Genomic DNA, 11,689 nt, shown 5'->3' with positions numbered 1-11,689 from the left:
CCACAAATTACTGCAATTATCCCAATAAGAAGGATGTCAACTAAATTATGAAGCTTGTTTATATGGCTTCTGTGGTCTTGTATTTGTCCGAAAATGTCTTTTAAATTACCTGATGAATTCATTGTGTTAAGCTGTTGATTATCAGTATAATATACAAATAATTAATAACTTAAACAACTAAAAATCATGTAGATAGCTCACTATTTTTTTGTCTAAAAAAGTATGATTTTGCCCTGATAGTTATGCCAGTTATTAAAATAGTAGACATAAAAAAACCTCACTATTTAAATAGTGAGGTTTATTATATAGCGAAATAAAATTTCTAATTATTTAAAGCTTCTGCACCACCAACAATCTCAAGGATTTCGTTAGTAATTGCAGCTTGTCTCGCTTTGTTATATGTCAATTTCAATTGGTCTCTTAATTCAGTCGCATTATCCGTTGCTTTGTGCATAGCTGTCATACGCGCTCCGTGCTCAGAAGCAAATGAATCTCTTATCCCTTTGAATAGTTGTGTCTTTAATGACTTAGGAATTAAAGTGTCTACAATTTCTTCTTTTGAAGGTTCAAAAATATAATCAAGGTTTACATTAGCTTCACCTTCAATAGGAACAATTGGTAAAAATTGCTCTGTCATTACAATCTGTGTAGCAGCATTTTTAAAGCTGTTATAAACCAGTTCTATTTTATCAAACTCGCCTTTAACAAACTTATCCATAAGCATTTCAGCAATTTCAGCAACGTTATCAAAAGTTAGTGTATCAAAAACTTCACTTTTATTAGCTATAACTTTGTCTTGTTTAGAAAAAGCATCATTAGCTTTTTTCCCAATAGCTAATACTAAAACATTCTTATCCGAATATACATCGTTAATTAAAACGTTCGTCTGCTTTATAATGTTAGAATTAAAAGCTCCACATAACCCTCTATTTGAAGTTATCGCAACAACTAAAACATTTTTGACTTCTCTTTGAGCAGAATACTTACTTCCAGAGTCTGCATCTAATGTTGCACTAAGACTTTGTAATAATTCTGTCAACTTATTAGAGTAAGGACGCATTGCTGTAATAGCATCTTGAGCCTTTTTTAACTTAGCAGCAGATACCATTTTCATGGCGCTGGTAATCTGCATCGTTGAAGACACCGATGATATTCTGTTGCGTATTTCTTTTAAATTAGCCATTCTTTATTAGATAAAGACTCTTCGTTTGCACTTCAGCTTTGCTCAGTGATTACACTCAGAGTGACATTAGTTTATTATTTAGTACTTAGCTGCTAGGTCTTTAGCAACGTTTGTTAAGGTGTCAATAACCTCATCAGTTAATTTACCTGACTTCAACGTATCTAAAGTATCTCTATGCTTAGCGTTTAAGAATTCAATAAAATCTCTTTCGAACTCTTTTACTTTTTCTACAGGAACGTTTCTTAATAAGTTCTTAGAACCCGCATAAATGATAGCTACCTGATTTTCTACGGTAAACGGATCATTTTGTGCTTGCTTTAAAATCTCAACATTACGCTTACCTTTTTCGATAACATTTAATGTAGATGCATCTAAATCTGAACCGAACTTAGCAAATGCTTCTAATTCACGGAACTGTGCTTGGTCTAATTTTAATGTACCAGATACTTTTTTCATTGATTTAATCTGTGCGTTACCACCAACACGAGATACTGAAATACCCACGTTAATTGCTGGACGTACACCAGAATTAAATAAATCACCATCTAAGAAAATCTGTCCATCTGTAATCGAAATTACATTGGTTGGGATATATGCAGATACATCACCAGCCTGAGTTTCAATAATAGGTAATGCAGTTAAAGAACCACCTCCTTTTACTAACGGCTTAAGGGAATCTGGTAAATCGTTCATTTCCTTAGCAATGCTATCATCATTAATAACTTTTGCAGAACGCTCTAATAACCTTGAGTGAAGATAGAAAACGTCACCAGGGTATGCTTCACGTCCTGGAGGACGACGTAATAATAAAGATACCTCACGGTAAGCAACTGCTTGCTTAGATAAATCATCATAAATAATTAATGCTGGACGACCAGTATCTCTAAAATATTCTCCGATAGATGCACCAGTCATAGGAGCATATACCTGCATTGCTGCTGGATCAGATGCGTTGGCAGCTACAATAGTTGTATAAGCTAATGCGCCTCTTTCTTCTAAAGTTTTTGCAATATTTGCAACTGTTGATGCTTTTTGTCCAACGGCTACATATATACAATATACAGGCTCACCTGCATCATAAAATTCTTTTTGGTTTAAGATTGTATCAATACAAACCGTTGTCTTACCTGTTTGACGGTCACCAATTACTAACTCACGCTGTCCTCTACCTACAGGAATCATAGCATCAATTGCTTTAATACCTGTTTGTAATGGCTCAGTTACTGGCTCTCTGTAGATAACACCTGGTGCTTTACGCTCCACTGGCATTTCGTAAGTTTCACCAACAATTGGTCCTTTACCATCGATTGGATTACCTAAGGTATCTACAACACGTCCTACAATACCTTCGCCTACTTTTACAGAGGCAATACGCTCAGTACGTTTTACAGTAGAACCTTCTTTAACACCTACTGAAGTACCTAAAAGTACAATACCTACATTATCTTCTTCAAGGTTAAGTACAATTCCTTCTGTACCACCTTCGAATTCTACTAATTCACCATATTGTGCGTTAGCTAATCCGTAAGCACGTACAATACCATCACCTACAGTTAATACTGTTCCTACTTCGTCTAATGAAGCGCCTGCTTCAAAACCTGAAAGTTGTTGTTTTAAGATTGCTGATATTTCAGCTGGTTTTACTTCTGCCATCTTTATTTATGTTAGATAGATATTATCTTAATTTAATGTAAATTCTCTTTTTAATTTATCAAGCTTATTAGCGATACTAGCATTGTACTGTATATCACCTACTCTTAAAATGAAACCACCTAAAATGCTTTCATCTATTATGTTTTCTAATTCTGCTTCTTTACCTGTAAGCGCTTTTACTTTTGCTAAAACTTTAGTTTTTAAATCTGAAGTTAGAGCTACAGCTGTTGTTACTTTTGCAACTTGACTTCCTCTTAATTGGTCGTATAAATTGATGTAACTTAATGCCACTTCATTTAAAAGAGCCAATCTTTTGTTAGAAATCAATGTGTCAATAAGATTTGATGTAATCGTATTCGCGTTTGAAAAAACTGAAGACAACACCGCTTTTTTGTTCGAAGACCTTACAACAGGACTCTGAAGCATCTGATTTAACTCAGCACTTTGAGCAATAGCATTAACGATAGATTTCATATCATTATTTACTACTTCCTCTGCTTTTCGATTTTGTGCTAAGCTCAAAACCGCTTTAGCATATCTTATGGCTGCTCTTGATCCTGACATTTATATTAGTTTAAAGTTGCTTCACCTAACATTTTTTCAACCAATTTCTCTTGACTGCCTTTGTTAGATAATTCTTTACGTACTACTTTTTCAGCGATATCTATTGATAAACCTGCGACATGGCTTTTTAATTCTGCCATTGCTGCTTTCTTTTCGCTTTCAATAGCTGCCTGAGCTTGCTCAATCATTTTATTGGCTTGCTCTTGAGCTTCGTCTTTCGCATCAGCAATCATCTTATTTTTCATGTCACGAGCATCTTTTAACATAGCTTCACGCTCTGCACGTGCCTCTTGTAAAATGCGCTCGTTATCTGCAGTAAGGTTCTCCATTTCTTGGCGTGCCTTTTCCGCAGAAGCTAAAGCATCTTTAATACCTTCTTCTCTATCACTTACCGCACCTAAAATAGGCTTCCAAGCAAACTTTCTTAAGATAAGAAGTAATATTAAAAATGTAACTAGTGTCCAAATGACAAGTCCAGATTCCGGTGTAATTAAATCCATTTTTGTTTTGTTTTAAATAACTTAAATTTTAAAAACACAGAAGCAACCAACCGTTACTTCTGTATTTTAAAGTTTTACCCTTGTAAGAAAGCAACAACAACACCAAATAGTGCTACCGCTTCTACGAAGGCTGCTAAGATTAATGCAGAAGACTGAATCTTTCCGTGCATCTCAGGTTGACGTGCCATAGCTTCCATAGCTGACCCACCAATTCTACCGATACCCATACCAGCTCCAATCGCTGCTAAACCAGCTCCAATCGCTGCAATTCCTGTAATAGTCATAGTTTAAAATTTAAATTAATTAATGATGTGCTTCTTCTGTTGCCATCCCAAAATATAAGGCTGACAATATTGTAAATATATAGGCTTGTATTGCTGTCACAATAACCTCAATGACTGTAATAAATAATGAAAATGCTACAGATACCGGTGCAATTGCAACCGTCTTGAATACAAATATTAATGACATTAATGCTAATATGATAACGTGTCCTGCTGTAATGTTTGCAAACAAACGAATCATTAACGAAATTGGTTTAACGAACATACCAATAATCTCAATTGGCATTAAAAATATTTTCATTGGAACAGGAACACCTGGCATCCAAAAAATATGTTTCCAATAGTTTTTATTACCACTAAATGTTGTTATGATAAATGTAATAGCTGCTAATGTAAATGTAAACGCGATGTTACCACTTAAATTAGCACCATTTAATATTGGAATCAATCCAAAAATATTATTAATCCATATAAAGAAAAATATGGTTAACAAATATGGCATATATCTTTTATACTTATGCTCACCAATCATGGGTCTTGCAATTTCGTCTCTTACAAACACTACTAAAGGCTCTACAAAACTCGCTATACCGGAAGGTACATTATCATCTGACTTCTTATAACGTCTAGCTGCTGTTAAAAAGATTAGAAATAAAACAGCTATTGACACCCACATCATAAATACATTTCTAGTAATAGATATATCCAACTTTGGTCTGTGCGCATTTGTAGGATGATGCTCAGCATCATATTTTACTGAAGTAGCCCCTTCTTCTAAAACGTATACTTTCTCGTGTACATTTACAAAACGCTGTCCGTTTTTCTCAACAATAACTTTGCCATTATAATCATGATGAAACTCCGATGAAGAAAACATCGTAAGACCTTTGTCTGTATAAGTAATTACTGGAAGTGGAATAGAAACAGGGTGACTATTAAAATCAAATAAATGCATCCCGTAAGCATCTTTTACGTGATGTAGAATCATTTCTTTGGGGTCGAATTTTTCATCGTCTCCGGCTTCTTTAATCTCAGAGGCAAAACTTACATTAAATACTGCAAAAAATATTGCAAATAATGTGATGCTTTTAAAGGTGTTTATTCTCATTCTTACGGGGTTAAAAATACCTTGCTTTAAATTCGCTGCAAATGTACGCACATTATATGAATTGACAAACACTAATTTTCATATAATTTTTGAAGTGCTTTTTCCTCTGATTTTAATTGAATTTTAAGCCTTTTGAAGAAACTTGGTGAGTGAATAAACTTCAAAAAACAAATACATAAAATACGGAATAAAAAAGTTGAAAACATCTGGTTGTTTGTTTTCAAACTCAGAAAGCAAAAGCGGTAATAAGAAAAGAATGGCTAAAATCATCTTTAAAAACGTTAGTCCCATAAACAAATTAAAAACGTTGGTCTTACCCGATGAGAATCTGTAATTAATGATTGTGTAAAATAGTGCTGTTACCAGAAAATGAAACACATAAATATGCCATACAGGGAAAAAGAAGTCTATTTTCTCGGCAAAATAGCTTAATAAATACATATGAAGACCTAACAAAACAGCTGTTACTGCAATGAGTTGGAATAAAAACGAAATCTGTCTTTTTTTGAACGCTTCCATAATAAAACCTTTATTATTCTTTTGAAACTACAATAATACGCCTTATTACATAAACAATTGATGCAATTACCGAACCTAATGTAAAACCAAGTGTGTAAAGATTGTGTTTGTTTGGGTGTTTTTCGTCAAGCTTGACACCAATATAAGTACCTACAGCAATAATGGCTATCATCTGTATAGCAATACCAGAAAATCGAGCATAAGAATTAAGCCGTTCTTTCTGTTCCTTTATCTGTTTTTCTGGATGTTTTTTTTCCATTGTTTAGTGCTTTAACGGCACCCATACTACACGTTGCATTAAATGTAGCTCCTGGCTCAACGACCAATTTATTGACTTGTACTTCGCCATCAATCTGTGCTGTAGACTTTAAAGACAATGTACCTTTAATGACTAGTTTTCCTGCAAACTTTCCTTCTACATCAACATTAACCGCATTTAATGTCCCTTTGACTTCTCCTGCTTTTCCGATAACTACTTTACCTTCTGTAGAGACATTTCCTTCGATAGAACCGTCTATTCTAAAAGGCCCTTTACTTTCTATGTCTCCCAAAATTTTTGTTCCTTGTGCAATTATATTTTGCTTTGTCGTTGTCTCCATAGTAGATTTTTGTTTTTTATCTGAAAACATATTTGTTTCGTTTTTATTCGGGTTTCATATACAACTCCAAATTCTTATACCTTTGAATAATCGCATAATTGGCAGATGATATAGTAAAATACTTCTTAGTGATTCCTTTTGTTTTTTCTTCTTTATAATCTTGAAGCGTCGGTCCAAAGCCATAAGCAGATGTGATATGCTTTATTCCATGAACAACTAAAAAGGTTGTGTTCTCATCGTATACATCTTTTGAAAGCGTAATATCCTTGTAAGGTAAGCGCTCCATTATTTTTGATAATTCTTCTTCAAAGTTTTTAATTTCCTCTTTTGCTGAACTATCAAACTCGTAGACCACATAAAACGAGTTGCCTTCGTCTTCAGGAGCAAATTCTTTATTTTCCATAAGTGGTAATGCATTTACCAAAATCTCTTGTGCTCGTTTCCCTTCTTCAGAATTTGGATATGTTAATGCCACATAGTTTACAGCTTCCTTATAAGCCTCAAGGCCTTTGAGGCGACCAATAGCAGAAGCTTTTAAAATTTCGAACTTGGGTACAAAACCATCACCTTCAAATATTTTTATCTGTTCTTCAGCAGCAGTTATGACCTCAGCATATTCTTGATTTTCAAACTTCCGATATAGATTCTCGTAAATACTTTCAGGATTATTTTCATCCCTTGCCAATTGTGAATTTGGGTTACGTAAAATCTCAGCATATCTAGAATCTGGATGCTCTGCTATGATGCGGTTTTTAGCAATCTCTGCTTCATCAGTTTCGCCTAACAACTCATAGATTTTATATAAATAATATTTCGAAGGAAGAATCAAACGCTCTTCAGGAGTACTATTTAATAACTTTTTAAGCTTATTTTTTGCAAGTTCGTATTCTTTAAAATTCTCTTTGTATATAAGCCCTAGCTGGTAATATGCAAAATTACGCTCCTTTGTAATACTATCTAAGACTACCTTATCTGTAGGTAATTTATTGATGTAGTAATCTGGCTCATAGAGTTCTAATTGTGTAACAATTTCATTGCCTCCTTTTGCATTAGGATTGATGACACCATCTCTAGCTTTTGCTCCAGCTGATAAACGCCAGTTATCTTGTAATTGGCGTTCTCCCCACAACTTTATAAACTCGTTTCTACCGTAAAGTGCAGTACTTGAGTTATAAAAATAAAAATCTGAATTGTCACCATTACTTCCTGGCGCTCCTGGTAAGTTATTGCCCTGTCTACCAAATGGTGTTGAAAATCCTTTATTAGTACCAGCGCTTGAAATTTTCGATGACTTTTTCTTTAATAATTCTGAAGCTAAAGAATCTCTGGTTTTTAGCTCTTTTATGTAAGCTTTAAAATAAGAAACCTGAGCTTCTTTAGGTAGCTTAACCAAACTCAAAATACTATCATTACCTCTTGCTATACCTTCGTAATAAATAACATCATCAAGATTTTTACGCTTTTTAGCAACAACTCGGTAGGGCTTTGTTTTTTCTACCATATTTGTTAGTGTACTGTCGTAGTAAGCGCCTGCGACTTTGTATTCTGTTCTATCAAAATACATATCACCAAGCGTTAGATAGTTATTTGCAAAAAGTGTCTTGTCTTTGTTTAATGACTTGTTAGAAGCTATCGCTTTGTTATAATATACTTCGGCCAAGCTATCTCTTGATTGCTCTTGATGAAATCTTGCAATACGGTCGTATATTTTATCTAAAAAAGGACGATTTTCTCGATTCTCTTCGAGCTCTGTGAGATACTCTAGAAAAAGAAATCCATCTCCAGTATCTGCATCAAAATTATTGGATTTTGCTAAGTGCGCATTGATGTAAAATGCTCTTGGAATTTTACGATGCATCTCTATAATTTCGTCAAAGGCCATATTAGCACTGTCTTTTTTATCGAGCTGATTATAGAGTTGGCCTTTTATAAAATTATAACGCGCTTTTTGAGCATTAATCTTGGTGGCTACAGCGGCAGTATCGATATATCGAAGTGCTGTATCTTTTTCTTTTATGTTTAGATAGGCTTCTGCTAAAACGGCAGAAATATCTGCTAAATCCTGACCTTCAATTTGTTCTTGTTTTAAGTGACGTTTTAAATTTTTAATTGCCAATTCTGGACTGCCCAAACGTAAGTTTGTTTTCTCGCGCCAAAATTTAACTTGGTTTATCTTATCGCTAGATGGATACTTGTTAAGAATATTATTAAATGCCGCTAGTGCAGGCACAAAGCGTTGGTCGTAATATCTCGATTTTCCGAGTAATAAATAAGCTTCATCTATTTGAGGGTTTTTTTCTTTCCCACCAATAGTCATGCTGTGTAATTGAATGGCCTTGGTTGCCTTTTCTTCAGCACGCTCAAAATCTGAATTTTCAGCCTTATTCCCTAGTCTTATTTCATCTTTGACTTCAAAACGTTCTACGGGTAACAGCTCCCAAAAGTTTTCGGTATAGGCGTTATTAACCGTCACTAACCCTTTCTGTAGAGCAACTTCTCCATTATAAAGAGTGTTGTATTCTGTGCCCACAGAATGCCAAGCTCGGTTAATAAAGGTGTCCTTTTTACGCGAACAACCCTGAAAGATTAACGCTAGTAAAAAGACAAATACTACTACTTTAATAGATGATTTCAAAAGATTAGATTTTCAGTTTAAGAATAACGAATAACACTCCGTTTTCTTATCTTATGTTGTAAAAATAAACATCTTTTTGAGTTTTTGTAGAAAACAATAAGGTTTTAGCACATTACTCAAAATATTATTGTATGTCCTTAAAGTGTAATAATCAGAATGTATCTGTCATTTCGAGCGTGGTCACAGAGCGTAGTCGAAGTGTAGTCGAGAAATCTAAGTTTTTGATTTGCAAGACATTTCGACTTTAGTTTATGCTGAGCACAGTCGAAGTACTCAATGTGACAGAATGTGTTTGAAATCTAAATTATTACTGATTACGGACATACAAAAAATGCATTGAATAAAGTTAACTCACCTAGCCGAATGTCGTAATAATTTACACCTAATTATTATTTTTCTCTTTATTTTACACTCAATTATTTTAAGAAATTTTACGTTTTTTTAGAAAATAACTCAAAGACATATATAGAAGAAAAATTATTACACTTAAAATTATTGAGATTGTAAAATAACTTATAACATAGTAGGTGTCTTTAATATTGTAAACTAAAGACTCTTCTTCCAAGACAAAACCAATCGACAAAATAATTAATAAGCTTAATATTATAATTTTTTTCATAATTCTATGGTTTTAAAAAAAAAGCATTGAAAAAAGTGAGATTTCCTATCCCAATATCACCATAAGACAAATTGGGCAGTATTTCATTTTTTAAATCCTCTGGAAATAATTTATACGAAATCTCTTTTTCTATGATTTTCGAAATTAGTTCTATCTGCTTCTTAAAAACCCCATTCTCAGACTCTTTATCTCTATTGGGTATTGTTATCCATCTGTATGGTTCTAAAGAAATTGTATTTTTGGTTACTTCTACATTATAAAAAGGAACTATTAAACTAATATGAACTATTAATTGATAAAGTTGATTTTTTTCTATGAATTCACTTTTATAAGTATAACATCTATCAAATGATTTAGCAGACACATCCTGAATGTTTTTTATTTGTTTGTGTTCTCTAAATTTAGATAAAATTCTTTCACGAATTATTTGATTTTCAAATAATTTATTTAAGTTCTTATGTAGATTAACAGCTTCAAATGTTTTGATATATTTATCATAGTCTTTTAATGAACAGACTCCTGTTGGATAATATAATTTTGCTATATTAGTTAATACTTGTTCTAAAATCATAAATGTCTAAAAATGCATGGAGTTCCTGAGAAATTCATGGCGTTAAATTGAACTCTACCGCCTGGAACATAAAGAGGAAATTGTCTAATCAGTTCACTTCGGAAGTATTGCTCTACTGCCATAGTAGAAACTTCTTGGAACGCAAATCTATCCGCAGTCTCTCTCATGATCCTGTTAACTGTATTAGCAGTAACTTGTGCTGCAAGTTCATTTGTAATATCAACGTTGCCTATCTGCAAATTAGAAGGCATCCCGAATAATATAGGTTGAGGAAAATTGACCAAATGTTTATATTCTGTTTTGATACCAGTAGGTGAAATAGTGACTAAATTTATCCAGAATTTTACACCAGTTGTTGCGGCTTCTTGCCATAAACCATTTGTTTCAAAACAAAATGATTCAGGGTCTGGCTCATAGCTCTCTTCACATTCTCCTTATTCATTAATTGTATAACCTTCTCCACAATCAGTTTCAGTTGTCACACAATCTCCATCGGCATCTAATATTTGGTCAAATCCACAATTAACATCATTAAAACCATTACCATTACCGCCAACACCACTACTTCCACCGCCACCGCCGCCTGTAGGATTACCAACTTCGTCTCCGACATCAGCACCTTCTGGAGCAACTGTTGTAAATAAATCTACTATCTCAGGTCTTGGCGTTGCTATAATAACGACCTCTTCTAACTCACAATAACCACATTCCCACGGACAATCACAATTGGTGCTTCTAGCTGCAGAATCATCTTGACTACTATCTTCATTAGACATGTATTTTGAGACCATTAGTCCATCTTCAACCTTAAATCTATTGATAAAATTGCCTTCTAAATCTGTTATTAATATTTCTCCAAAAAAATTATCAGTCGTAAAATTATTAAATGAATACATACTATAAACAATACTCTTAATCTCTCCATCTATATTTAATAGAGCTACACGGCTGTAAGCTTCTCCGTTGTTTAGTACCGCTGGTAAAACTGTTAATACCTCATCAGTATTTGTAATCTCATAATTTGAGATATGAGTATCGTATATGGTTACATAAGGTACACTTGTGCTTCGGGATTGACTTTGGTTTTGTCTAAGATTATCTAAAAAGCCAAGTGCCTCGGCATCTGTAACTGTTATAATATTAATATTTGACTCAATAAGGTTCTCATCCTCATTAGAACATTGGTAACTTAGGAGAGCAGTAAGTACTAAAAGTAATAGTACTTTGAATTTCTGGTTTTTTAACATGGATTGTTAGATTTTAATTAATATTGTAAAATCAACAATAGATTAATTATAAGGGAGTTATAATCAATAGCATTATAAAATTAAGCTTTTATATTAGTTTAAGAAATAAAAGCCTAAAAAAATTATTAGGCTTTTAAATTATTAGATTTAACTTCGCTGAACCTAAAGGTTTCTCGACTTTAGTTTATACTGAGCATAGTCGAAGTA

General features: G+C 33.4%; 13 protein-coding genes. All 13 read right to left on the bottom strand.

Going from position 1 to position 11,689, the window contains the following annotated elements:
• Nucleotides 1-322: 322 nt before the first annotated feature.
• The gene (gene atpG / locus HKP48_RS03140) at nt 323-1,183 is read right to left on the bottom strand and encodes an ATP synthase F1 subunit gamma (RefSeq protein WP_296342698.1); all 861 of its coding nucleotides are present in this window, start codon (nt 1,181-1,183) and stop codon (nt 323-325) included.
• 78 nt (nt 1,184-1,261) lie between these two features.
• Nucleotides 1,262-2,836, bottom strand: a complete 1,575-nt coding sequence (gene atpA, locus HKP48_RS03135) for a F0F1 ATP synthase subunit alpha (protein ID WP_296342697.1) — start codon at nt 2,834-2,836, stop codon at nt 1,262-1,264.
• Between the two features lie 27 nt (nt 2,837-2,863).
• The gene (atpH, locus tag HKP48_RS03130) at nt 2,864-3,400 is read right to left on the bottom strand and encodes an ATP synthase F1 subunit delta (RefSeq protein ID WP_296342696.1); all 537 of its coding nucleotides are present in this window, start codon (nt 3,398-3,400) and stop codon (nt 2,864-2,866) included.
• A gap of 5 nt (nt 3,401-3,405) precedes the next feature.
• Nucleotides 3,406-3,900 (bottom strand): F0F1 ATP synthase subunit B, encoded by a 495-nt coding sequence (locus HKP48_RS03125; protein ID WP_296342695.1) that lies wholly within the window; start codon nt 3,898-3,900, stop codon nt 3,406-3,408.
• A gap of 74 nt (nt 3,901-3,974) precedes the next feature.
• Nucleotides 3,975-4,184, bottom strand: a complete 210-nt coding sequence (atpE, locus tag HKP48_RS03120; RefSeq protein ID WP_188373240.1) for an ATP synthase F0 subunit C — start codon at nt 4,182-4,184, stop codon at nt 3,975-3,977.
• A gap of 19 nt (nt 4,185-4,203) precedes the next feature.
• Nucleotides 4,204-5,343, bottom strand: coding sequence for a F0F1 ATP synthase subunit A (atpB, locus tag HKP48_RS03115; protein WP_296342694.1), 1,140 nt, complete (start codon nt 5,341-5,343; stop codon nt 4,204-4,206).
• Nucleotides 5,344-5,415: 72 nt separating this feature from the next.
• Complete coding sequence (locus HKP48_RS03110; protein ID WP_296342693.1) at nt 5,416-5,811, bottom strand: hypothetical protein; 396 nt, start codon at nt 5,809-5,811, stop codon at nt 5,416-5,418.
• 13 nt (nt 5,812-5,824) lie between these two features.
• Nucleotides 5,825-6,070 (bottom strand): AtpZ/AtpI family protein, encoded by a 246-nt coding sequence (locus HKP48_RS03105; RefSeq protein WP_296342692.1) that lies wholly within the window; start codon nt 6,068-6,070, stop codon nt 5,825-5,827.
• A complete protein-coding gene (locus tag HKP48_RS03100) occupies nt 6,018-6,440 on the bottom strand; it encodes a polymer-forming cytoskeletal protein (protein WP_296342691.1) in 423 nt (140 codons plus the stop codon). Before HKP48_RS03100 ends, HKP48_RS03105 begins: the two co-directional genes overlap by 53 nt.
• Before the next feature lie 13 nt (nt 6,441-6,453).
• A complete protein-coding gene (locus HKP48_RS03095) occupies nt 6,454-9,045 on the bottom strand; it encodes a tetratricopeptide repeat protein (RefSeq protein ID WP_296342690.1) in 2,592 nt (863 codons plus the stop codon).
• 623 nt (nt 9,046-9,668) lie between these two features.
• Nucleotides 9,669-10,235 (bottom strand): hypothetical protein, encoded by a 567-nt coding sequence (locus tag HKP48_RS03090; protein WP_296342689.1) that lies wholly within the window; start codon nt 10,233-10,235, stop codon nt 9,669-9,671.
• Nucleotides 10,232-10,474, bottom strand: a complete 243-nt coding sequence (locus tag HKP48_RS03085) for a hypothetical protein (RefSeq protein ID WP_296342688.1) — start codon at nt 10,472-10,474, stop codon at nt 10,232-10,234. Before HKP48_RS03085 ends, HKP48_RS03090 begins: the two co-directional genes overlap by 4 nt.
• Before the next feature lie 195 nt (nt 10,475-10,669).
• Nucleotides 10,670-11,482 carry a hypothetical protein gene (locus HKP48_RS03080; protein ID WP_296342687.1) on the bottom strand — a complete coding sequence of 271 codons (813 nt, stop codon included), beginning with the start codon at nt 11,480-11,482 and terminating at the stop codon, nt 10,670-10,672.
• Between the last annotated feature and the right edge of the window lie 207 nt (nt 11,483-11,689).

Source organism: Winogradskyella sp., from assembly GCF_013042245.1.
Lineage (GTDB): Bacteria > Bacteroidota > Bacteroidia > Flavobacteriales > Flavobacteriaceae > Winogradskyella.
Note: the sequence above shows the minus strand (reverse complement) of the source record. Positions and strands in the feature narration are given on the sequence as shown.